This window comes from Thiocapsa rosea (assembly GCF_003634315.1).
Taxonomy (GTDB): domain Bacteria; phylum Pseudomonadota; class Gammaproteobacteria; order Chromatiales; family Chromatiaceae; genus Thiocapsa; species Thiocapsa rosea.
This window is the reverse complement of record NZ_RBXL01000001.1, coordinates 1,743,167-1,766,909: the sequence shown is the minus strand read 5'-3', so window position 1 is coordinate 1,766,909 and position 23,743 is coordinate 1,743,167. Positions and strand designations below refer to the sequence as shown.

Sequence of the window (23,743 nt, the reverse complement as noted above, 5' to 3'; positions counted from 1 at the left end):
CTTAAACCGCACCGGGCGCGGTTTAAGCGCTCATCCGCTGTGTCGCACCGGCGGCCGGCTCGAGCAGCCCCGCCTCCCCCATCTCGCGATAGACCACGGCAATCGCGTCCTCGATCGGCTCCATCGCATGCTCGCCGTTCGGCGCGATGCCGGCGGCTTCCAACTGGCCCCAGGGCTCGTAGCCGATGCGCGAGCAGAGCACGACCTCGCAGCCGTCGAGCACACGGATGGTCTTGGCCAAGACCGACTCGCCGTCGCCGCAGGTCTCGTCGCCCGAGCAATAGAGATCGACCTTGCGGTGACCGACGAAGCGCACGTCGTTCGCGCTGGCCTCGTAGACCAGGAACTCGCGGGCGTGGCCGAAATGCTGGTTGATCACGCCGCCGCCGGTGCTCGCCACCGCCATCAACACCGGACGCGGCTCGGGGCGCGCGGGGCGGCGCCGGGTCAGGGAAGCGATCGAGACGAAGGTCTCGCTGGACTGGCGACGTTGCGCCGTGCGGCTGGCCTCGATGGCGGCATGGACCTCGGCGCGTCGGGCCATCGCCGCGGCGTAATCCACCTCTTGTTCTGCGATCTTGTCGAGCGTGAACTCATCCCCGCGATCCTCGCCGAGCATGCCCACCGCATCCGCGCGGCATTGGCGGCAATGGCGCATCATGGCCATGTCCCCGGCGCAGGCATCCTGCAGCGCGCTCAGCTCGTCGTTGGTCGGACCGCGCTGGCCCATCAATCCGAAGAAGGTGCCGTGCTCGGGCTCGGCAATAAGCGGCATGACATTGTGCAGGAAGGCGCCCTTGGCCTTGACGACCCGGCTGACCTCCTTCAAGTGCTCGGCGTTCACGCCCGGGATCAAGACCGAGTTGACCTTGACCAGTACACCGCGCGCGACCAGCATCTCAAGCCCCTTCTGCTGCTGCGCGATCAGGATCTCGGCGGCCTTGCGCCCGGTCACCCGGCGATTGTTCCAGAAGATCCAGGGATAGATCTTGGCGCCCACATCCGGGTCGACGCAGTTGATGGTGATGGTCACGTGCTCGATGTTGTGCTTGCAGATCTCGTCGACCAACTCCGGCAGCGCGAGCCCGTTGGTGGAGACGCAAAGCTTGATGTCGGGTGCCTTCTCGGAGAGCTGGCGGAAGGTCTCCAGGGTGCGCTGCGGATTGGCGAGCGGATCGCCCGGACCTGCGATGCCGAGCACCGTCATCTGCGGAATGGCCGCGGCGACGGCAATGACCTTTTTCACCGCCTGATCCGGCGTCAGCACCTCGGAGACAACACCCGGGCGCGACTCATTGGAGCAGTCGTACTTGCGATTACAGTAATGACACTGGATGTTGCAAGCGGGAGCGACGGCCACGTGCATCCGCGCATAATGATGATGCGCATCCTCGGAGAAACAGGGATGGTTGTTGATCTTGGCGCGGATCGCCTCGGGCAAATGGGCGAGCTTGTCGCCGCCGGCACCGCAGCCGCTCGACGCACAACCGCCGCCGGGCGCGCCCGCGGCTTCGGCAATAACCTTCAACTCCATCACGCAGCCTCCGGAGATGGGGCACAAGCCCCTCGATAAAGATGTCTCTGGAAGCATTGAAGCAAAGACCGTACCTAGTCTTTGCGATCGCTTAACCGACTGAAAAATGGTGCTCGGATTCCGCCGGAGCGACCTGCCTGTCGGGATCACGACAGCCTAGACCCAAACGATTTGTGGGAATCGACACGACGCCCGCGGCAATCGGGGGGTTCGCTCCGTAGGAACACGGATGGTCGCTGCTTCGGACCCTCATTATCCTGTCTCTACCGTATCAACTGACCTGATGTGAGGTGAGGATGAGCAAACGCGCGAAATCAGCGGACATGGCGTTCACTCCCGAGGCCGGCACATCACGAAGCGCTGCGGCCCCCTCGCCGGTATCGATCCACCGCACATCGGCACGTGCCGAGGAGCATGCCTGACTCGCCTGTCCACGACCTGGCGCCGACAGGGGGCGAATGACCCAGGGGCGCCGCAGCCTCAAAGCGTGTCTGCCGCACGGCCCGCACGAGCCAGTGGATCCTGACGGTAAAACGCTTTGAGCCGGTCGTAGACCTGCGGATATTCCCGGTGCAGCAGATCGGGAAGCTCGAAAAAGCACTCGCTGACGACGGCGAAGAACTCCGCGGGCGACTCGGTCGCATAGGGATCGATCGGGGTGTCCTCGTCGGCGTCGACCCGTCGACACAGGTCCTCGTAGGCGGCCGAGAAGGTCTCGGCCCAAACCTTCGGAGACATGCCGGCGTGCAGCGGCGGACAGCCGTTTGCGGCCCCGTCGCGCATATCGAGCTTGTGTGCCAGTTCGTGGATGACGACGTTGTAGCCGTCCCGCTCCATCCCGGCCTCGACATCCGCCCACGAGAGGATGACGGGGCCTTGCTCCCAGGCCTCGCCGCTCTTCGCCTCGTGCTCGGTCCAGACCACTCCGTCGTCGCCCATGACCTCGCGCTCGGGGACGAACTCCTCGGGATAGACGATGACGGCATACCAGCCGCGGTACCAATCCAGCCCCAGCTCCAGGACGGGAAGGCAGGCCTGCAGCGCGATCGCCAGACGCATCGCATCCGTCAGCTCGAGCCCCTGCGCGGGGTCCAGACGTTTGTCGCGCAGGAAGAGGAGCGCCAGATCGGCGAGACGCTGCATGTCCTCCTCGGTCAGGTCCTCAAGCAGCGGGAGTGCGTCGCGGACCCGCGCCAAGTCGTGCGGATCAACCGACGCACGCGCGCGCTCGAGCACCCGCTCCTGCCACCACGCGGTTAGGCCGCCCACGGATGATCCGCCTCCCGGCGAGGTCGAGCACGGCGGGGGCCGTAAAATCGGGGCGAATGACGCAGTGAACGGGTCCCATCGCACAAAAGCCCGAGCCCATCGGGGCCTTTGCCGTAAGATTGATGTGCGTCAAGGCGAATCGCACCCCGCGGCCCAAGATGGGCGGATAAACGTTTCCCCGCGGGGCTCTCGATCATGACGCGAAAGCTGTTGGTCATTGCTATCTTGGTCCTCGTCGGACTTTTGGCATGGCTGTTGTTTTGGACGCCGACCGCGGTCGATCTCGATCCGGAAGGGCCGCGACACGGCACACTGGATCTGGCCTCGCCGCCGCAAGGCGGAGACTTCGTCCTCGACTCCGTCGACGGCCCGGTCGCCCTCGCCGATCTGCGCGGCAAGGTGGTCCTGATCTACTTCGGCTACACCTGGTGTCCGGATATCTGTCCGACCAATCTGGTCCTGATCGCGGGTGCACTCAAGGCGCTGACGCCCGAGGAGCTGGAGCGGGTCCGGGTCCTCTTCGTGAGCGTCGATCCCGAGCGGGATTCGGTCGAGCGGCTCGCCGAGTATAGTGGCTATTTTCACCCCGAGATCATCGGCCTGACCGGAACGCCCGAGCAGATCGCCGAGGTCGCCAAGCTCTACGGCGCGGCCTACCGGCGCACCGATCTGGTCGATTCGGCGATGGGCTATGTCGTCGACCACTCCGCCTACAGTCATCTTGTGGACACGCAAGGTCAGCTCGTGCGCAACCTCGATCACGCCACACCCTCCGCGGAGATCGTCGCGGCGATCCGAACACTGTCGGGAACGACGCGCCCGTCCACCGAGAATCAGTCCGAGCCATAACAAGTCGAATCCCGTAACCCATACCGTCTGTTGGAGGACCTAATCATGCCCGGATACGCTTCGCCCCTGCTCGCCGCCACACTCTTCACCGCCGTCTCCTTCTCCGCTGCTTTTTCCGCTATGGGCGCAGACGTCTCGATCGGCGATCCCTACGCTCGTGCGGTGCCACCCGGCCAGCCCAACAGCGCCGTGTTCATGTCCCTGGAAAACCAAACCGGGGAGAATCAGGCCCTGGTCGGTGCCGAGAGCCATGTCTCGGAGACCGTCGAGCTGCACACCCATGTCGAAGAAGGCGGGATGATGCGCATGCGTCGGATCGAGAAGATCGAGGTTCCCGCGGGGGAGACCGTCACCCTGAAGCCGGGCGGCCTGCACGTGATGCTCATCGGCCTCAAACAACCGCTGGAGCCTGACGACGCGGTCGATCTCACACTGATCTTCGAAGACGGCTCGCGCATGCCGGTGCAGGCGCCGGTGCGCCGCATCGAGGTGCAAATGCAACATATGAACCATTGAGGCCGGACCCGCGCGGAGGACGGAATTATTCGTCTCCCTGCCTGTCTTCCAGCAGGTGAGACGGCGTCTTCCCGGCGGATAACATGACTCCGCTGGTTTGACCCATATGCGGATGTTCTGATATACATCCGTGGATTTTCTCGCCCCCCGACCAGGCCGTCGATCCGCGCAAGGTGTCGCGGCCATGAATCACGACCCGATTAGGCATCCTCCATGGTTAAGAATTGGCTGATAACGATTACGGTGGCAACGGCATTGGCGAGCGGCGCGGTCCACGCGTCCGCAGGGAATCAAGCCGCCGCGCCTCAGGTTGGAGACCCGCAAGCCGGAGAGGCGAAGGCCAACGGCGTGTGCATCGCCTGCCACGGCCCCCAAGGCAACAGTATCGTGCCGATCTGGCCCAAGCTGGCCGGTCAGCACCCGGAATACATCGTGAAGCAGTTGATGGATTTTAAGGCCGGTCGACGCGAGAACGCGCAGATGACCCCGATGGCAATGCCGTTGACCGACCAAGAGGTCCTTGATCTCGCCGCCTACTACGCGACGCAGCCCAAGGCCCCGGGCATGGCGGATGCCGAGTTGGCGAGCAAGGGTGAATCCATCTATCGTTGGGGCAATCCCGAGACCGGCGTCCCGGCGTGCGCCGGTTGTCACGGCCCTGCCGGCCAAGGCCAGTCGCTCGCGAAATTCCCGCGGGTCTCGGCGCAGCATGCGGACTATACGAAGCAGACCCTCGAGCACTTCCGCGGTGCGCTGCGTGCCAATGATCCAAACGGCATGATGCGCGGCGCTGCAGCTCGATTGAGCGATCAGGAGATCGCCGCGGTGGCACAGTACATCCAAGGGTTGAGCAAGTAGGTCACGCACGACAACCGGAACGGCTCACGGAGGAGTCGTTTCCGAACCATCGCTTTACACCCCCCGCCCGCACAACAGCCTTCGTTTTCGGAGATTGGTCATCGGAGCACTGGACTCAGGGCCGACAGATCCCGGCTTGATCACAGCCGAAGGAGGCGAGCGCTCGGCGGTCGCGGCAGATCAAACGGCGCAAGCCGGATCGGCAGAACCTGTCGATCCCGTCGATGTCGTGCCCGGACATGCACACCACCAAACCGTCTCCCGAGCCTCCTCGCTCTCGACCGACGCACGGCGACTCAAGCTGCTGAGTTTCAATGTTCAGGCCGGGATCTACTCGCGCAGCTACAGCGACTATTTCACCAACAGCTGGAAGCACATCCTTCCACACCCCGAGCGACTGGCCAATCTCACCCGTATCGGCCAGCTGCTGCATCAGTTCGATCTGGTCGGACTCCAGGAGGTTGACGCCGGCTCGCTGCGCAGCGCCTATATCGATCAGATTCAGTATCTGGCTCGCCACGGCGCCTTTCCGCACTGGTACAGGCAGGTCAACCGCAACCTCGGCCCCTTCGCACAGCACAGCAATGGGCTGCTCAGCCGTTTGCGTCCGCAGCAAATCACCGAGCACAAGCTCCCGGGCCTCCCCGGCCGTGGCGCCGTCGTGGCGGAACTCGGGCTTTCGGACCATGAGACCCTTGCCGTAGCGATTGTCCATCTGGCGCTCGGATGGCGCGCACGGCGGCGCCAACTCGATTACCTGATCGCACTGTCCGAACAGCACCCGTATCTCGTCATCATGGGCGACTTCAACTGCGGGTGCGACTCGAAAGGGCTGCGGGCCATGGTCAAGAAGGCCGAGATGCGCGGTCTGGATTGCGAGCTCAAGACCTTCCCGAGCTGGCGTCCAAAGCACAACCTGGATCACATCCTCGTCTCTCGACCGCTGCGCGTGATCGCCGCCCGCGTGGTCGATTACGCCTTGTCGGATCATCTGCCGATCAGCATGACGATCGAGTTGCCCGAGGGCGTCACCTTCTCGGCGGACGCGGACGGACCGGCTCCGAAATCGGCGCGCTGAAACGGGCGCGCCGGGCTTACCGGTGCCGCCGATCACATCACCGCCTAACTGGACCAATCACTGGGTGGCGCACTTAAACCGCGCCGGCTCCAGCGGTCGTCAAGTCTGCCGGGGTCGACCCCATCCAAAAAAATCGCATACCGCACCGGGCGCGGTTTAATCCTGCACGTAAAAGTAGCGCCACGCGCAGCCGCTTTCGCGCTCGAGCAGTGCGAGTAAGGCGTCAGTCGGCACCGCCTCGCCCGGAAAGATCTCCTCGACCTGGATGAGCAGTCGCGCAAACCCGCCCTGCTGCTTCCAATCCCAAGACCACATCGGACGGCGCTCTCCGCAACTCGGGCAGACCACGGCTGAATGCTGCCGATCCGATCCGGGCGTCCTCGCCGATTGCTCGAATTGCTCGACGCGCAGCGCCCAATCGCTCAAGCGCGCTCGACAACCGGGGCAACGCGGTGCGCGCGTATTGCGGCCGAGACACCCGCGCGGAGAGACCGAAGCCGGCGGGATCACGACGTGACAAAAGGGGCCGTCGGACTGCGGATCGCTCGCGATCGCGACCGCGCAGCCGACGAAGGCAAGCAGCTCGAAAAATTCGGGGCCGACGCGATAGGCGCACTCGCGATCCCAGATGCGATCCCAGATGCGATCCCGGTTGAGATCCGCGATGAACCCCGCCTCGAACAGGACGCGAACGAGACGGTCCCGATCCGGACAGCGCTCGGCATCGCGGGGCGCAAGGATCAGACGGCCCGCGTGATTGGCCGGCTTTGCGACACCCTCAAGGCGTCCGAACTCCTCGTGCGTCATTGCCTTTGATCCCCGAGCCGCGTCCACCACGAATCCCGCGGCGTCCACAGGCGGTCGCCATCGCATGAAACAGGACGGATCACTCGGAAAGCGACTCAGATGTCGTCGGTGGAGTGATGGAAATCGTAGCTCAACTCGCTGCTCGGCATCTGGACCGAGTTGCCTTGAATATAGTCGGGCCGACAATTCCAGACCCGAGCAATCGTGGCCTGGTCTTCGATGCCGGCCGCGATGACGGATGCGCCATGCGTTCTGATCTGCTGAACCACTTGGAGCAGCTCGGCCGGATCCGCGTTGATGAGCGTCGCGAAGGAGAGCTTGGCGAGGGCAACCGGCAGATCGGCAAGCAGGTCCAAATCCGCTGCACTGCCCGTGACATTGGCGACGCAGACCTGAATCCCGTACTTGCGCAAGACCTCGACAAGCGGTTTGGCCGTGACCAAGTGTTCTCGAACGTCGTGCATCTGGAACTGAAGCAACGGACGACGGCGGATCAGATTGCGCCGAACCATCTGTTCGCGGAACCAGGGAAGCCATTCTTCCGCCGCGACCGACCCCACGGTTTGATGGATCAAGAGCCGCAGCTTCGGATGCGACTTGCGCTCTGCGTCCATGATATCGAGCGCGTGCTCCAGCACCCAGCGATCGATCCTCGGCATCAATCCGCTGCGCTCGGCCACAGGGAGAAAATCGCCGGCAGGAACGTGTTCTCCGTCGAGTGTGCGCAACCGAAGCTGCACCTCGTAGAGCTCTCCGACGTTTGCCCCGAGCGAGACGATCGGCTGAAACATCAGCAGGAGTCCGTCCTGATTCACGGCGGTGTCGACCAGCTGCTTGAGCAGTCGCTCATAGTCCGAGCCGCGATCCGGGGCGATGACCGGAGTCCAGACCCGCACCCGATTGCCGCCCGCATGGCGCGCCCGCGCCACGGTGGTGCGGCTGCGCGAGACCATCGTGATGGCGTCGTCCGCAGGGGGCGTGAAGAGCCCGATTCCGATCGTTACGGTGAGCGCGAGGCGCTTGTCCTCAGCCCGGAGCTTGGTGGCACCGAAGGTCCGCAGAAGCTGCTCTCCGAGCCCCTCCAATGCCTCGCGGGTCGCCCGTCGAGCCAACACGGCAAAGGTAAAATCATCCAGACGGGCAGCGCACTCCTGCGCTGCGAGTTGGGCGACGAGCTTCTCCCCGAGCTGACGCAACAACCGCTCCATCCCGTCGACACCCACCGCCTTGGAGATGTCCTGAAACCGATCGAGTTCGATCAGAAGAAGGCCGACCCCGGGCGACGGCGCTTCTCGGTCGTGCACCACGCGATCGAGACCGCGCAGAAACGCCTCCTTTGAAAGCACACCCTGGAGAACATCGCTGCGCTCTTCCCCGACGCGACGATCCTTGAGCAAGCGCGACAACCGGATGCGATGCTCGATCGCGCCGATGAGCTGCTCACGCTGGATCGGCTTGGCGATAAAGCTGTCGCCGCCGACGCGCAACGCCTCCAATTGCTTGTCCGGGTCCGTCTCGGCGGAGAGAAAGATGATGGGCGTGTCGAAGTACTCGCCGTGGTCCCGGATGATCGCCGTCAGCTCGGTACCGCTCGCATCCGGCATGTAGAGATCCATCAGGACCAGATCCGGCTGGACATCAGCCATCTTCCGGAGGATCTCCAGCGGTTGATCGACGATGTGCGGCTCCATACCCGACTTGCTCAGCAGCAACGCGATGTATTTGGCTTGCAGCGGGTCGTCCTCGACCACCAGGATCCGGGGTTGGCTATCCTGAGCCGGACCGCTCAGCTCGATGAGGCGCTTCGCCAGGTCGGACAGGGCAACCGGGGTCGGAAAAAAGCCGCGCGCACCGGCGCGCATCACCTGGAGCCGCGTCTCGATGTTCTCGCCGTCGGCGATGCAGAGCACCTCGGGCTCGGTGGTCCCGGTTCCCGCGAGGGCTCCCGGCAGAGCCCCCGTCAGGCGCGCGATCAAGCCGGCTGGGCCGGTGCCGGAGGAGACGTAGCGCAGATCGAGGATCAGCACCCGAGGCCGCGTCCGCCCGAGCGCGGCTTCGAGGGCACCGAGATCCTCGAAGGCATCGAGCTGCAATCCGGCCGGCTGAATCAAGCTTGCGAGCCCGGTCAGTAGCGTCGAGTCATCGCCGAGGTAGAAGATCCTGTTTTCAGAAGTCGCGAAACGTGCGTCATTCATGAGCGAAAGCGCCTCGGTGGGGCGTCGAGAGATCCTGTCTGCCGTTGCCTGGTCCGACACCGTCACGCGAGCAGACTCCCTTGAGACCGACTTCAGGATCCGCAGCCCGAGCCCAAAGGTCAAGCCTAAAGCCTGCCCGCGGCGTACCCTCGGTTCGATCGGGTTGAAATCCCGGCGGCCTTTCGTTAGTTTCTCGCCACATGCTGCTGGGGGTGTCCGGCACGCGTGACCGAATCCGACCGAAAGGCCAGTCGATCGACCGGCGCCGTTCGGTCGAATGATGCAGTCACGCGACGGGCTGAGAAAGACCCTTCGAACCTGATCCGGATCATGCCGGCGCAGGAAAGCAGGCGACGAGGATGGATCAAGGGCGCCGGTCCGCAACGATGACCTCGCCCGCCGGGCACCGCCATCGAACGGCCGGCCCGACGATCCGGGTAGTGTATCGCATGAGCTTCGTGAGCTCTCGGTTCCTGCCGCCTCGACTCGGGATTCGTTTGAGTCCCGATCATCCCGCCGCTCCTCCCGCCGGATGGTCCCGACCATCGTCTGTTCGGACCGCAGCCTAAACGGCCGATTCGGCCCCCACATCTATGGCGCCACCATACGCCACGCGTCCGTCGAGAGGAGATTCCATGAGCGCCATCCCCCAGGCCTTCGTCCAGAAGACCGCCGAGCTGTCCGACGAGGTCACGCGGCCCTTTCCAAGTTCGCGCAAGATCTACGTGACGGGATCGCGCCCGGATCTGCGTGTCCCGATGCGCGAGGTCACGCTGACTCCGACGCAGACGAATGCGGGGGTCGAAGAGAATCCGCCGATCATGGTCTACGATACCTCGGGACCCTACACGGACCCCACGGCGCACATCGACCTCCTCGCCGGCCTGCCCGATCTGCGCGAGGCATGGATACGGGAGCGTGGCGACACCGAGCTGCTCGACGGACCCACCTCGGCCTTCGGACGCGAACGCCAATCCGACCCGCGGCTCGCACATCTGCGCTTCGAGCACATCCGCACCCCGCGTCGCGCCAAGCCGGGCCGCAACGTTACCCAGATGCACTACGCGCGTCAGGGCATCGTCACCCCCGAGATGGAGTTCGTCGCCATCCGCGAGAACATGCGCCTGGACGCGCTGCGCGCCGATCCGCGTTATACAAAGCTCCTGCGCCAGCATCGCGGCCATTCGTTCGGCGCCAGCTTGCCCGAGACGATCACCGCCGAATTCGTCCGCGACGAGATCGCCCGCGGGCGCGCCATCATCCCGGCGAACATCAATCATCCCGAGCTGGAGCCCATGATCATCGGGCGCAACTTCCGGGTGAAGATCAATACGAATATCGGCAACTCGGCCGTCACCTCCAGCATCGAGGAGGAGGTCGAGAAGATGGTGTGGTCGGCGCGCTGGGGCGGCGACACCCTGATGGATCTCTCCACCGGCAAGAACATCCACGAGACGCGCGAATGGATCCTGCGCAATGCGCCCGTGCCGATCGGCACCGTGCCTATCTACCAGGCGCTGGAGAAGGTCGACGGCAAGCCCGAGGAGCTGACGTGGGAGATGTTCCGCGACACCCTCATCGAACAGGCCGAGCAGGGTGTGGACTATTTCACCATCCACGCCGGCGTGCTGCTGCGCTATGTCCCGCTGACCGCCGAGCGCCTCACCGGCATCGTCTCGCGCGGCGGCTCCATCCTGGCCAAATGGTGTCTGGCACACCACCAGGAGAACTTCCTCTACACGCACTTCGGCGAGATCTGCGAGATCATGAAGGCGTACGACGTCTCCTTCAGCCTGGGCGACGGACTGCGCCCGGGCTCGATCGCCGATGCCAACGATGCCGCCCAGTTCGCGGAGTTGGAGACCTTGGGCGAGCTGACCCGCTTCGCCTGGGAGCACGACGTTCAGGTCATGATCGAAGGCCCGGGCCATGTGCCGTTGCAGATGATCGAGGAGAATGTCACCAAGGAGCTCAAAGATTGTGACGAGGCGCCTTTCTACACCCTCGGCCCGCTGATCACGGACATCGCCCCCGCCTACGACCACATCACCTCCGGCATCGGCGCCGCCAACATCGGCTGGTACGGCACCGCCATGCTCTGCTATGTCACGCCCAAGGAACACCTGGGCTTGCCCGACAAGCAGGACGTGCGCGACGGCATCGTTACCTACAAGATCGCCGCCCACGGCGCGGATCTCGCCAAGGGGTTGCCCGGCGCGCAGATCCGCGACAATGCGCTGTCCAAGGCCCGCTTCGAGTTCCGTTGGGAGGACCAGTTCAACCTCTCGCTGGATCCCGAGCGCGCGCGCGAATTCCATGACCAGACCATGCCGCACGAGTCGCACAAGGTCGCGCACTTCTGCTCCATGTGCGGGCCGCACTTTTGCTCGATGAAGATCACCCAGGACGTCCGTGACTATGCCTTGGCGCATCGGCTCGACGACGTGGAGATCGCCCTCGAAGCGGGCATGAAGGAGAAGGCGAGCGAGTTCCGAAAGGAGGGGGCGCAGATCTACAAGGCCGTCTAAACCGCATCGAATCGCTCCGACGTCATGGCCCGCGCGGCCTCGCGCATAAACCCGGCCACGTCGCCGATCGCAGCCGTGGACAAGCGCTGTAGGGTGGAGAAGCGCAGCGCAGTCCACCAGCGCCGGCGCGGGGTTCGGTGGACTTCGCTCTCGCTCGTCCACCCTACCGGCCAAGCCGCGTCGAATCGCTTTGACGTCATCGTGGCTCGGGGACTTGCGAAGCCGGTTGATTCGATCACCGAATATTCACGGGCGTAGGGTATATACTCTCGCGCTGGCTCGGCACCAAGATTTCCGCTCGCATCGCACCCATCGCCCGGCCCTACCCCCGATATCATCTTCTCCGGAGCTCCACTCGTGATCGAGACGTTACGCAATATCGCCATCATCGCCCATGTCGATCATGGCAAGACCACGCTGGTGGACAAGCTGCTGCAGCAATCCGGAACGCTGGGGGATCGCTTCGGGCCGGTCGAGCGGGTGATGGACTCCAACGCGCTGGAGAAGGAGCGCGGCATCACCATCACCTCCAAGAACACCGCGCTGCGCTGGCGCGACTACCGCATCAACATTGTCGACACCCCGGGCCATGCCGACTTCGGCGGCGAGGTCGAGCGCGTGCTCTCCATGGTCGACTCGGTGCTGCTGTTGGTCGACGCCCAGGAAGGGCCGATGCCGCAGACGCGCTTCGTGACCAGCAAGGCGTTCCAGCACGGTCTGCGCCCGATCGTGGTCATCAACAAGATCGACCGTCCGGGTGCGCGACCCGACTGGGTCATCGACCAGGTCTTCGATCTGTTCGACCGGCTCGGTGCGAGCGACGAGCAGCTCGATTTTCCGATCATCTATGCCTCGGCCCTGAACGGCTACGCCGGGCTGGACAACGAGGTGCGCGCGGGCGACATGACCCCGCTCTTCGAGGCGATCGTCGAGCACTGCCCGGCGCCCGAGGTGGATCCGGATTCGCCCTTTCAGATGCAGATCTCTACGCTCGACTACAGCTCGTTCGTCGGGGCCATCGCACTCGGGCGGATCCGCCACGGCAGCGTCCGGCCCAATCAGCAGATCGTCGTGGTCAAGCCCGACGGCGGGCGTTACAAGGCCAAGGTCGGCATCGTCTACGGCTATCTCGGGCTGGAGCGCCATGAAGTGCCGCTCGCCACCGCCGGGGACATCGTCGCCCTGACCGGCATCGAGGCGCCGAACGTCTCGGATACGCTCTGCCATCCGGAGCATGCCGAGGCCCTGCCCCCGCTCACCGTCGACGAGCCGACCGTGACCATGACCTTCCAGGTCAACACCTCGCCCTTCGCCGGGCGCGACGGCAAGTATCTGACCTCCCGCCAGCTCAAGGATCGCCTTGAGCGCGAGCTGATCCACAACGTCGCCCTGCGTGTCGAGGAAGGCAACGACCCGGAGAAGTTTCGCGTCTCCGGTCGCGGCGAGCTTCACCTGTCGATCCTGCTCGAGACCATGCGCCGCGAGGGCTACGAGCTGGCCGTCTCGCGCCCCGAGGTCATCTTCCGCGAGATCGACGGTCAGATCTGCGAGCCTTACGAACAGCTCACGGTCGACGTGGAGGAGACCTCGCAAGGCGCGATCATGCAGGCGCTCGGCGAGCGTCGCGGCGAGCTCAAGGACATGGTCCCGGACGGCAAGGGCCGGGTGCGCCTGGATTACGAGGTTCCTTCGCGTGGCCTGATCGGCTTCCAGACCGATTTCATGTCCATGACATCGGGCACCGGGCTGAAGTATCACATCTTCGATCGCTATCGCCCCGCCAACCCGGGCGGCATCGCCCCGCGGCGCAACGGCGCACTCATCTCCAACGGCACCGGCAAGGCGCTCGGCTACGCGCTCTTCAGCCTGCAGGAGCGCGGGCGCATGATGGTCTCCCCGGGCGACGAGGTTTATGAAGGCCAAGTGGTCGGAATCCACTCGCGCGACAACGATCTCACGGTCAATCCGCTCAAGGCCAAGCAGTTGACCAACATCCGCGCCGCCGGCTCGGACGAGAACATCCTGCTGACCCCGCCGGTGAAGTTCACCCTCGAGCAGGCGCTGGAGTTCATCGAAGACGACGAGCTCGTGGAGATCACGCCCACGGCGATCCGGGTGCGCAAGCGGCATCTCACCGAGAACGACCGCAAGCGGGCCAGTCGCGGCTAAACCGCGTCCGGAGCGACAGGCATGGCTTGAGCGCGGGTTTAGCCTCGACGCAACAACCGGCGACGGCAAGACGCGGTTTAGGTTAAAGAAAACGAATAAGGCGCGATACGGCTGTCGCGGCTCGGCTTTAAGAGCTGAGCCGAAGCGATGTTTGCGAGGTCATCGTCGCGTCCGCCTTTGGACCGAGCCGACCTCGAACAGGACGCCAAGACCCGTCTATCCTGCTGCTGAGAGCTGAGAGCTGAGAGCTGAGAACTCTATGCTACGCCAAGGGACGACCCCTGGCGGCTGGCGGCTGGCGGCTCAACCATAACGAATCACACCATCAAAGAACCGCCCATGCCCGATCTCTATCGCCCCGTCGAGCCTTTTGCGACCCATCGCCTGGACGTCGACCACGATCACCGCATTTATGTCGAGGAATGCGGTCGGCCGGACGGCATCCCCGCGGTTTTTCTGCACGGCGGGCCGGGTGCGGGTTGCGAGCCGGCCCACCGCGCCTTTTTCGACCCGGCACGCTATCGCGCGGTCCTGTTCGATCAGCGTGGCTGCGGACGCTCCACACCGCACGCATCCCTGACGGCCAACACGACCGGGGATCTGGTCGCCGACATCGAGCGGATCCGGGAGCGACTCGGGATCGAGCGCTGGCTGGTCTTCGGCGGCTCCTGGGGCTCGACCCTGGCCCTCGCCTATGCAGAGACCCATCCGGATCGCGTCACGGCGCTGGTGGTACGCGGGATCTTTCTCTGCCGCGACGAAGAGATTCGTTGGTTCTATCAAGAGGGTGCGAGCTGGATCTACCCGGACTATTGGGATCAGTTTCTCGCCCCGATCCCGGTCGAGGAGCGCGGCGACCTGCTCTGCGCCTATCACAAACGCCTGACGGGCGAGGACGCGGCGACCCGTCTCGCTGCGGCGCAAGCCTGGTCGGTCTGGGAGGGACGCACGGCGACACTGCGGGCAAATCCGGACATCGAGGCGCACTTCGCCCATCCGCACGTCGCGCTTAGCCTCGCGCGGATCGAGTGCCACTACTTCATGAACCGGTCCTTCTTCCGGCCGAATCAGTTGCTCGAAGACGCCCATCGCCTCCGAGACATCCCAGGCATCATCATTCAGGGCCGCTACGACACCATCTGCCCGATGCGCTCGGCTTGGGACCTGTACCACGCCTGGCCGACGGCCGAGCTGCAGGTGATTGCGGATGCCGGTCACTCGGCCTTCGAGCCCGGCATCCGAACGGCCTTGGTGGCGGCGACCGACCACTTTGCCGATGCGCTTGGTTAAACCGCATCCAGAGCGAGATGCGTCATTTTCATTTTGTGTTTAGCGTCGATGGCTTCCTCGATCTTGGCGAGACGCGGTTTAAATTTAATCTTTTTAATACCTTAAACCGCGCCGGCTCCGACAGTCGTCGGAGCCGGCGCGGCCAAGCCATTCCAACACATGACGGATACCGCACCGGGCGCGGTTTAATGTCGTGGATCAAGACAAGTGCGGCCCAACCCACTAAAGTAGCTTGCCACTCCGGACGCGATTCAGTGTGATCGGTTTACTGCAACGTGTCTCCCACGCTCATGTCGAGGTCTCCGGCGAGACGATCGGCGCCATCGAGCGCGGCCTCTTGGTCTTGGTCGGCGTGCAGCGGGGCGATACGACCGCCCGCGCAGAACGCCTGCTGGAGCGCCTGCTCGGTTATCGGGTCTTCCCGGACGCCGACGACCGCATGAACCTCAGCCTGCGCGACATCGGCGGCGGCCTGCTGCTGGTGCCGCAATTCACACTCGCTGCAGACACCCGCAAAGGAACCCGTGCGAGCTTCACCTCCGCCGCACCGCCGGAGGAAGGCGAGCGCTTGTTCGACGCGCTTGTCGCGCGGGCTCACGCGGCTCATCCCCGAGTCGCGACCGGGCGCTTCGGCGCAGACATGCAGGTCGGCTTAGTCAATGACGGACCCGTGACCTTCTGGCTGGAAACCTAAAGACCCGGGGCCAGCATCAGAACACCGATCGTCTCTTGCTCGCTCGGCCCGTTCCAGGGCCACGAATAGGCGGCGCCGGTCAGCCAAGCATCGAGTTGATCCGTTCGGTGGCGCGAAAAGAGGTGTCCGGACTGGCCGAGCGGGAGCACGCCGCGGGTACCTGCCCAATTCGCGGGGATGTAGACGACCCGCATTGAGGGGATAAAGACGGACTCCTCGGGCGCGAGCGGCATCGGCTTCATAACGTTCACCGTATCCGCACCCCCGCCGACACCGATCGGACCGACGTTGAAGAGACGCCCGACGAGCGGCAGAGTACCGAAGGCATGCGGGAAGGTCAGGGTGCGAATCCGGTCCAGACGCGCATCCTCCGGGTTGGAGATCCGGGCATCGAGATCCGCCTTGGCGGCCCTCAGCGCCCGCGCCCAGATCTCGGCCGGACCCTCGGTCCAGGACGTCGTCACATCGTCCCAGAAGCTCGACCGGCCGCTGCGGAGCATCTCCTGCAAGGGGCTGTAGGCAAACATGGCCATCGCGGCCATGGCTTCGAGATCCTCGCCCAGCTCGTCTTCGTAAAGCGCCCTGTAGAGCGCGGGCTCGAGCATGGCGTAGAAGGCCGCGGACCGGCTGGAACCCGCCATGTCGCCATCCCAATCGAGCAGCTCTTCGGCGGCGATACGCCAGGCGGCCTCATCGACCGCCTGGAGCTCGACCGCGATCCTGCGCAGGGCGGCTTGGGCGAGCCGTGCGTGAGTGCTGATGCGATCGGTCTGGATCTGCGCCATCGCCTCGGGCGTCAAGGAACCTGCCGCATCGAGCCGCTCGGCAATGCGCTCGGCCCGAAAAGGCGCCATCCAGGCGTTGCTGATGGTCACCGGATACTCGACCGGGACGATGCGGTTGTTGGCGGTGATCAAGGCCGCACCGGGCGGATCAACGCGCTGCGGGTTGTGCTTCTGGGGCACGAGCCCCTGCCAGGCATAGCCGTCCACCCAACCCGGCGAGGGAAAAGCGCCCGAGCCCTTGCCGCGCTGCGGCAGGACCCCGCTGACCTGCAGAGCGATGCCGCCGTCGCGGTGCGCCGACATGAGGTTCAGAACGACGTGCTTGAACTCCAGGATGGCCTCGCCGGCTTCCTCGAGCGTCTCGGCCCGGTTGAGACGCAGCAGCCCGGCGAAGGCGCGATCCGGGAGATCATTGGTCTCGCGCAAGGCCAGCAGATGGGGCGTGTCCAGGCTCGGCAGGTCCATCGGCGTCTTGGTGATCGGCCCCAGGATGTCGTTGACGATCACGCCGTTGTCGGTCGAGCGGATGACGAGGTCGACCGGATCAGCGCCCTTGACCGAGATGCGCTCGACCCGAATCGTGATCGGCTCGGATCGTCCGCCTGCCCGCTCGACGCTCGTGCCGTCGGCCATGAGACGCTCGACGAAGATGTCCTGCGTATCGGCGATGGTGCTGGTGAAGCCCCAGGCGAGATCCCGGTTGTGCCCGATCATCACCAGGGGGACACCGGGCAGGCTCGCCCCGGCGACATGCAGGTCCGGTGCAATCAGCTCCAGCAGGTACCAGATTCCGGGCATGGAACCGGCCAGATGCGGGTCGTTGGCGAGCAATGCCTCGCCGTTCGCCGTTCGCGGCCCGTTCACCGCCCAGCCGTTGCTCGCCGCCGCGGGCAAGGGCAGGCCGAGGCGGGCGACGATCTCCAGCACGGGCTCGATCGTCGGCCCATGCCGGTCGCCGCGCATTCGAGTCCGCCCCTGCTCCAGCGCCAGCTCACGCACCAGCTCGGGCGACACCTCCGGCGCCGGGATACCGGCATCGGTGGGAAAGAGCTCGCGCGCCCGCTCCGGACCGATCCGGGCCGCCAGACGCAGGAAGGTCAGCTCGGCGCGAAGGTTGTAGGATTGGGTCCAGGCCATGTAGCCGCCGATCAGAAGGCTGTCTTGCGGGGTCCATGGCGCGGGTTCGGCGCGCACGACCAGGTACTCGAGCGGCAGGCGACGCTCGGCCGCCGCCTCGGTGCGATAGGCGTTCACGCCCGCCGCATAGGACTCGAGGAGAGACATCTCCTCGAGGTTCAACACAGCCAGACTGCGCTCGGCCTCGCGATCGAGCCCCATGGTGCGAAAGAAGCGATCCGCCGGCAACACCAAGGGTCCGAATACCTCCGCCAGACGCCCGCCGGCGAGACGGCGCAGCAAATCCATCTGCCACATCCGCTCGCGTGCCACGACATAGCCCTGTGCAAACAACAGATCATGTACGCTGTCGGCCTCGATCGTCGGGATGGCGTGGGGTCCGTAGCGAACACGCACCGGGGCTTCAAGCCCCGGAATGGCCAGGCTGCCCGCGTAGCTCGGCTCGCCGCGCTTGGCGATCCACACCAAACCGACGGCGCCGGCCGAAAGGCCGATGACCAGGATCGCGACGATGAGCAACAGGATCCGACGTGGCATGCGGCTTGACTCCCGAAGCTTGGCTTACGGCGTTGTCTGGCCGACCGGCTGGATTCCCTTCACGAACGCGACGAAGCCCTCGCGTTGTGCGGCGACCAGCTCCGCCGGGCCGTGCATCTGCGGGAAGAGGTTGCCGTCGGGTGTCTCGATGACACCCGCAAGGAGCATCCGATCCGCCTGCACGTCGTCGCCCGGACCCATGCCGACACTGCGACCGTAGCTGCCGCGCAGCTCGACCAGCGTGGCCGGGATCGCCTCCGTACCGATCTGCGTGACGGTCGGCTCGACCGGCGCACCGTCGGGGCCTCGGAACTGCGACTGCCAGCGCTCGATGTTGGCCTCCAGCGTCCCGCCCTGATCGGGTCCGAAGAAATAGACGACAAACTCGGCCCCGTCGCCGACCTCGTCGCCGGGGGACGCGAGCACCTTGAATTGGAGTTGGCGCATCTCGCTCTTGGGCGTCTCGGCGACCCAGGCATCCGGGACCGACGACCGAAAGGACAGAAAGTCGACGGCTTGATCGGCCGCGACGAGAGCGGAGCCGGCGAGAAGTACGGGGGCAATCAGCAGCGAGCGCAGGGCGATGGACATCGGGTTGTCTCCTGATGGTGTTATGGCTCGCGGGACTCGAAGGACCGAGGGTCCAATCAATTCGAGCTCGGCGAGGGGGACCTCAATGGATCAACATTCGGTACTATCCGACCAGCCGTCTCATCATAACCGCACCTGCGAGGAGTTGCCGCGATGTCCGATCGACCCGACGCCGACGCCGTCAAGACCTATCTGCTCGATCTACAGGACCGCATCTGCGCGGCGTTGCGCGAGACCGACGGCGGAGCAGGCTTCCGCGAAGACGCCTGGGAGCGACCGGGCGGCGGTGGCGGACGCACGCGCATCATGCAGGACGGAGCCGTCTTCGAGCGCGGCGGCATCAACTTCTCGCACGTCTTCGGCGAGCGCCTGCCGCCCTCGGCGAGCGCGAATCGGCCCGAGCTGGCCGGGCGCGGATTCCAGGCGATGGGCGTGTCCTTGGTCGTGCATCCGCAGAACCCCTATGTGCCGACCTCGCATCTGAACGTGCGGTTCTTCATCGCGGAGCGACCCGACGCCGAGCCGGTTTGGTGGTTCGGCGGCGGTTTCGATCTGACGCCCTATTACGGCTTCGAGGAGGACGTGCGCCACTGGCACAGCGCGGCGCGCGAGGCATGCCTGCCGTTCGGCGAGGACGTCTATCCGCGCTACAAGGATTGGTGCGACCGCTATTTTTATCTCAAACATCGCGAGGAACCCCGCGGGGTCGGCGGTCTTTTCTTCGACGATCTGAGCGAAGGAGGATTCGATCACAGCTTCGCCTTCATGCGCAGCGTCGCGGAGGCCTATTTGCCGGCCTATCTGCCCATCGTGAATCGCCGCTGGGCGAAGCAATACGGCGACGAGGAGCGCGCCTTTCAGAAGTACCGCCGCGGGCGCTATGTGGAGTTCAACCTGGTCTACGACCGGGGCACCCTGTTCGGGCTGCAATCGGGCGGACGCACCGAGTCGATCCTGATGTCGCTCCCGCCGGAGGTGAGCTGGCGCTATGACTTTCGCCCGGAGCCCGGCAGCCCGGAGGCCGAACTCTACGAGCGCTTCCTCAAGCCGCGCGACTGGCTTGCCGACCATCCACCCGCGGCTTGATGCGGTCGAGCGCTCTTGGGAACGGTAGGGTGGAGAAGCGAAGCGCAGTCCACCCCTCCCTGCAACGGCGTTGGTGAATTGCGCTTCGCGTCTCTACCCTACTGGATCATCCACTCTGGCTCGAAAACCCGACCGGTCTTGACGAACCAGGAAGCAAAGGCGAGCAGTTCAACCGCGCCCGGTGCGGTATGCGTCATTCGTTGAAATGGCTTGGCCGCGCCAGCTCCGACGACTGTCGGAGCTGGCGCGGTTTAAGGTATTCAAAAGATTTATTTTTTAAACCGCGTCTCACTGAAATCGAGGATATCTCCAAAGCCAAACGCAAAGTGAAAATGACGCGTATCGCTCTGGACGCGGTTTAGCCCTTGCCGTATTCGGCCTTCGACCCCGTCATATCCCAAGCGAATGTACAGTCCAGATGCGACAGGACGGAGATCAACCCGCTCTCGCCGTCCTCGACCATCACGGCGATCGGCGCGCGTTTATTGAATTGCTTGTTGGCGCGTTTGACCCAGAGGTGACGCATCTCCGGGTTGCGCGGGAAGTAGGTGTGCAGCGCGTCTTCGATTCGCACCAGATACGAGAGCCGCCGATTGACCTCCGGATCATCCGGAAAGCACTCCTCGTCCCGATAGCGCGAGAGGTTGCGCGCTTTGATGCTTGCCGGCAGTTGAAGGAGCACCAGGATATCGCTCGCACCGAGGCTCCAGCCTTCCAGAAGCGACATGATGCGGCGCGTGAGCGAGCAGCGCTCGTCGAGCGTAAGTTCGGACATGAGTCGGCCCTTGTCTGAAGCGCGCTCGCGGGCGCACCGTGGAGTGATCGCAGGTCGGACGCTTTCCAACCGCGTTACTGGTGAGGGAGGTGGCGCCGACGGCTTTCGGATGCAACCCGTCACCCGATATCCGGCTCGGCGCTGTGGGGGTTCGCTTTGCTCTACCCGGCCGGGAGTGGGGACTTCGGCGTTGGAGCGGGGAGGATGGGTTTCGCTGTGCTCTACCTGGCCGGGAGTGGGGACTTCGGCGTTGGAGCGGGGAGGATGGGTTTCGCTGTGCTCTAACCATCCTACGGGAAGATCTGCGAGGGTCAGCGCGGGACGCGGGTGATGCGCAGGACGAGCGGGATCTGTCTCAGGCGGCGCATGATGCGTGCGAGATGCACACGGCCCTTCACGAGGATCAGGAACTCCAACGCGGTGGTCATGCCGTCCTTCTCGCGCGAGTGGACGTTCTCGATGTTCGAGCCCAGCTCGGCGATGGCGCCGGCGACGATCGCAAGCGCGCCGCGTCGATTGCCGATCTCCACCCGGATCTCGGTCGGGAACTCGCCGTCCGGCTCGTTGGCCCATTCGACATCCAGACGTTTGTCGCGCTTGGTCTCAAGGCTGCCGAGGTTGCGGCATTCACTGCGATGGACCACGATTCCGCGGCCCGGGCTGAAGAGCGCGGCGATGGTGTCGCCCGGGATCGGCCGACAGCAGCGCGCGAAGCTCACCACCATCCCCTCGGTACCGCGAATCGCCAGACGGTGGGGATGCAGATTCTTGTCGGCCTGCATCGCTTGGGTCGCCTCGTCGTCATCGCCCCCGGCCAAGCGACGCGCCACGAATGCGGCCAGACGATTCCCGAGTCCGATATCACCGAGCAGGTCGTCGAGGGTGCGCTGATTGGCCTCTTCCAGGTAGGCCGCGACACGGACCGGGTCGAGGCTGTCCAGATCCACCCCGAATGTGCCGAGTTCCGCACTGAGCAAGCGCCGTCCCAGCACCTGGGCCTCGCGCTGTTTGAGGTTCTTCAGGTAGCCCCGGATGCTCGCGCGGGCCTTGCCGGTCACGACGAAATTCAGCCAGGCCGCATTCGGCTTGGCGCCGGGTGCGTTGATGATCTCCACCGTCTGGCCGCTGCGCAGATGCGTGCTCAGCGAGACCATGCGCCGGTCGATCCGCGCAGCGACACAGGTGTTGCCGACATCCGAATGGATTGCGTAGGCGAAGTCGATGACCGTTGCACCCCGCTTGAGCGTCAGGATCCGCCCCTTGGGCGTGAAGACATAGACCTCGTCGGGGAAGAGGTCGATCTTCACGTGGTCGAGGAACTCCACCGAATTGCCGGCCGCACGCTGCATCACGAGGAGATTTTGCAACCACTCCGAGGCCAGTGTCGTGGCCTTGGCCGTGGATTGCTCGCCGCTCTTGTAGAGCCAGTGCGCGGCGATCCCGGACTCGGCCATGCGCTGCATGTCCTCGGTGCGGATCTGGATCTCGATGTGGATGCCCTGAGGGCCGATGAGCACCGTGTGAAGCGATTGATAGCCGTTCGCCTTGGGGATGGCGATGTAGTCCTTGAAGCGCCCCGGCACGGGTTTGTAGAGATTGTGGACCAGCCCGAGCACGCGATAACAGGTGTCGACCCGATCCACCGTCACCCGGAAGGCGAAGACGTCCACCACCTCCGAGAAGGCTCGGCGCTTCTCGCGCATCTTGCGATAGATGCCGTAGAGGTGTTTGCGCCGGCCATCGACCTCACCGTGGATCTCCTCCTGATGCAGGGCCTGTTTGAGGGCCGTCTCCACGGTGCCGACCATCTCGACGCGCGCACCGCAGGTCTTCTGCAAGGCGCGTTGAATGACGTGACGTCGCCAAGGCCAATGGTGCAGGAAACCCAGCTCTTCGAGCTCGACCCGGACGCGGTTGATCCCGAGACGGTTGGCGATGGGGGCGAAGATGTCGAGCGTCTCGCGCGAGATCCGTCGGCAGGCATCCGGGTGCATGGACCCGAGCGTACGCATGTTGTGCAGACGATCGGCGAGCTTGATCAGGATGACGCGGATGTCGCGCGTCATGGCGAGCAGCATCTTCTGCAGGCTCGCCGCCTGGGCCTCGGCACGCGACTCGAACTCGATCTGCGAGAGCTTGCTCACCCCGTCGACGAGATCGGCGATCTCCTCGTCGAAGACCTCCGCGACCTGCTCCTTCTCGACCGGAGTATCCTCGATCACGTCGTGCAGCAGGGCCGCGATCAGGCACTTATAGTCCATGTGCATCTCGGCCAGGATGCGCGCGACCGCGACCGGATGGTAGATGTAGGGCTCACCCGATTTGCGGCTTTGACCCTCGTGCGCCTCGGCCCCGAACAGATAGGCGCGATAGAACTCGCTGACCTGCTCGGGCGGGAGATAGGTCTCGAGATAGGTGCAGAGGTCGCTGATCAAATAACGGGCCACGGGCGCGCGGTCGGATGCCTCCACGGCGGACTGAATCGGGTGCTCGGTGGCCGGGGCAACGACGGGGAGGAGGGCGGTTTGCATGGATCCGGCATCGAACGGGCTCATGACGAAGCGCACAGCACCCGGCCGCCGACCGCAGAACGACCGCGCTCTCCGGTGTCTCGCCGCGTCTCGTCCGTGCGCATCGAGGTTCTACTCGCGCGGATCGCCCTTGGGCTCCGCCTCGCCGAGTTCGGAGGCCAACTCCTCGGCGAGTGCCTGCTCCAAGGCGGCCGTGGTCTCGTCGATCTCGCGCTGCGCGGCCTGCACCATCGCGGTCGAAATATGGCCCGCGGCAATCTCGCGCAGCGCCATCACGGTGGGCTTGTCGTTGGCCCACGGCAGGATCGGCTCGACGCCGTTCGCCAACTGGCGGGCACGCTTGGTTGCGAGCAGCACCAGGTCGAAGCGGTTGTCGACGTGATTGAGGCAGTCCTCAACGGTAATTCTGGCCATGCGAAATCATCTCCATCGGGGTCTCGAAAATTCGGGGGCGCCGGCGTAAAGAACCGGGAATGCGACGGACGCGGGTGCGAGGACTCGTCGTTCTTCGACA

General features: G+C 64.7%; 19 protein-coding genes and 1 riboswitch. Of the genes, 9 read left to right on the top strand and 10 right to left on the bottom strand.

What is annotated here, in order from left to right:
- Positions 1 to 22: 22 nt before the first annotated feature.
- Positions 23 to 1,534 (bottom strand): nitrogenase cofactor biosynthesis protein NifB, encoded by a 1,512-nt coding sequence (nifB, locus tag BDD21_RS08020; RefSeq protein WP_120796710.1) that lies wholly within the window; start codon positions 1,532 to 1,534, stop codon positions 23 to 25.
- A gap of 480 nt (positions 1,535 to 2,014) precedes the next feature.
- Positions 2,015 to 2,803: a M90 family metallopeptidase gene (locus BDD21_RS08015; RefSeq protein ID WP_120796709.1), complete on the bottom strand. Its 789-nt coding sequence runs from the start codon at positions 2,801 to 2,803 to the stop codon at positions 2,015 to 2,017.
- Between the two features lie 195 nt (positions 2,804 to 2,998).
- Here BDD21_RS08015 and BDD21_RS08010 point away from each other — a divergent pair, with 195 nt between their 5' ends.
- The 4 genes from BDD21_RS08010 to BDD21_RS07995 all read left to right on the top strand — a co-directional run bounded on the left by BDD21_RS08010 (position 2,999) and on the right by BDD21_RS07995 (position 6,104).
- Entirely contained in the window at positions 2,999 to 3,652 is a 654-nt protein-coding gene (locus BDD21_RS08010) for an SCO family protein (protein ID WP_120796708.1), read from the top strand.
- Between the two features lie 45 nt (positions 3,653 to 3,697).
- On the top strand, positions 3,698 to 4,168 hold the full coding sequence (locus BDD21_RS08005) for a copper chaperone PCu(A)C (RefSeq protein WP_120796707.1): 471 nt from the start codon (positions 3,698 to 3,700) through the stop codon (positions 4,166 to 4,168).
- A gap of 213 nt (positions 4,169 to 4,381) precedes the next feature.
- Positions 4,382 to 5,026 carry a c-type cytochrome gene (locus tag BDD21_RS08000; RefSeq protein WP_120796706.1) on the top strand — a complete coding sequence of 215 codons (645 nt, stop codon included), beginning with the start codon at positions 4,382 to 4,384 and terminating at the stop codon, positions 5,024 to 5,026.
- A gap of 301 nt (positions 5,027 to 5,327) precedes the next feature.
- Positions 5,328 to 6,104, top strand: coding sequence for an endonuclease/exonuclease/phosphatase family protein (locus tag BDD21_RS07995; RefSeq protein ID WP_120799817.1), 777 nt, complete (start codon positions 5,328 to 5,330; stop codon positions 6,102 to 6,104).
- 156 nt (positions 6,105 to 6,260) lie between these two features.
- Here BDD21_RS07995 and BDD21_RS07990 read toward each other — a convergent pair whose 3' ends face one another.
- Positions 6,261 to 6,911, bottom strand: a complete 651-nt coding sequence (locus tag BDD21_RS07990; RefSeq protein ID WP_120796705.1) for a hypothetical protein — start codon at positions 6,909 to 6,911, stop codon at positions 6,261 to 6,263.
- 95 nt (positions 6,912 to 7,006) lie between these two features.
- Positions 7,007 to 9,106 carry an EAL domain-containing protein gene (locus BDD21_RS07985; protein WP_120796704.1) on the bottom strand — a complete coding sequence of 700 codons (2,100 nt, stop codon included), beginning with the start codon at positions 9,104 to 9,106 and terminating at the stop codon, positions 7,007 to 7,009.
- A 198-nt stretch (positions 9,107 to 9,304) separates the two neighbouring features.
- Positions 9,305 to 9,468: riboswitch (TPP riboswitch) on the top strand.
- Between the two features lie 273 nt (positions 9,469 to 9,741).
- Between BDD21_RS07985 and thiC the strand changes: the two genes are divergently transcribed.
- Positions 9,742 to 11,634 carry a phosphomethylpyrimidine synthase ThiC gene (thiC, locus tag BDD21_RS07980; protein WP_120796703.1) on the top strand — a complete coding sequence of 631 codons (1,893 nt, stop codon included), beginning with the start codon at positions 9,742 to 9,744 and terminating at the stop codon, positions 11,632 to 11,634.
- On the opposite strand, the gene BDD21_RS07975 is transcribed toward thiC, so the two are convergent.
- Positions 11,631 to 11,834, bottom strand: a complete 204-nt coding sequence (locus BDD21_RS07975) for a hypothetical protein (protein WP_120796702.1) — start codon at positions 11,832 to 11,834, stop codon at positions 11,631 to 11,633. The two genes, thiC and BDD21_RS07975, sit on opposite strands and share 4 nt — an antisense overlap.
- Positions 11,835 to 11,991: 157 nt before the next feature.
- Here BDD21_RS07975 and typA point away from each other — a divergent pair, with 157 nt between their 5' ends.
- From typA to dtd, 3 genes are all read left to right on the top strand, one after another.
- Positions 11,992 to 13,803: a translational GTPase TypA gene (typA, locus tag BDD21_RS07970; RefSeq protein ID WP_120796701.1), complete on the top strand. Its 1,812-nt coding sequence runs from the start codon at positions 11,992 to 11,994 to the stop codon at positions 13,801 to 13,803.
- Positions 13,804 to 14,142: 339 nt separating this feature from the next.
- A complete protein-coding gene (gene pip, locus BDD21_RS07965) occupies positions 14,143 to 15,093 on the top strand; it encodes a prolyl aminopeptidase (RefSeq protein ID WP_120796700.1) in 951 nt (316 codons plus the stop codon).
- 256 nt (positions 15,094 to 15,349) lie between these two features.
- Entirely contained in the window at positions 15,350 to 15,787 is a 438-nt protein-coding gene (gene dtd / locus BDD21_RS07960) for a D-aminoacyl-tRNA deacylase (protein ID WP_120796699.1), read from the top strand.
- Here the strand turns inward: dtd and BDD21_RS07955 are convergent.
- A complete protein-coding gene (locus BDD21_RS07955) occupies positions 15,784 to 18,246 on the bottom strand; it encodes a penicillin acylase family protein (protein ID WP_120796698.1) in 2,463 nt (820 codons plus the stop codon). The two genes, dtd and BDD21_RS07955, sit on opposite strands and share 4 nt — an antisense overlap.
- Before the next feature lie 24 nt (positions 18,247 to 18,270).
- The gene (locus tag BDD21_RS07950) at positions 18,271 to 18,837 is read right to left on the bottom strand and encodes a hypothetical protein (protein WP_120796697.1); all 567 of its coding nucleotides are present in this window, start codon (positions 18,835 to 18,837) and stop codon (positions 18,271 to 18,273) included.
- A gap of 153 nt (positions 18,838 to 18,990) precedes the next feature.
- Here BDD21_RS07950 and hemF point away from each other — a divergent pair, with 153 nt between their 5' ends.
- The gene (gene hemF / locus BDD21_RS07945; RefSeq protein ID WP_120796696.1) at positions 18,991 to 19,923 is read left to right on the top strand and encodes an oxygen-dependent coproporphyrinogen oxidase; all 933 of its coding nucleotides are present in this window, start codon (positions 18,991 to 18,993) and stop codon (positions 19,921 to 19,923) included.
- Between the two features lie 358 nt (positions 19,924 to 20,281).
- On the opposite strand, the gene BDD21_RS07940 is transcribed toward hemF, so the two are convergent.
- The 3 genes from BDD21_RS07940 to rpoZ all read right to left on the bottom strand — a co-directional run bounded on the left by BDD21_RS07940 (position 20,282) and on the right by rpoZ (position 23,643).
- A complete protein-coding gene (locus tag BDD21_RS07940) occupies positions 20,282 to 20,698 on the bottom strand; it encodes a DUF2384 domain-containing protein (protein WP_120796695.1) in 417 nt (138 codons plus the stop codon).
- Positions 20,699 to 21,009: 311 nt separating this feature from the next.
- Positions 21,010 to 23,229, bottom strand: a complete 2,220-nt coding sequence (locus BDD21_RS07935) for a RelA/SpoT family protein (RefSeq protein ID WP_120799816.1) — start codon at positions 23,227 to 23,229, stop codon at positions 21,010 to 21,012.
- 111 nt (positions 23,230 to 23,340) lie between these two features.
- Positions 23,341 to 23,643, bottom strand: a complete 303-nt coding sequence (rpoZ, locus tag BDD21_RS07930; RefSeq protein WP_007193609.1) for a DNA-directed RNA polymerase subunit omega — start codon at positions 23,641 to 23,643, stop codon at positions 23,341 to 23,343.
- Positions 23,644 to 23,743 lie beyond the last annotated feature (100 nt).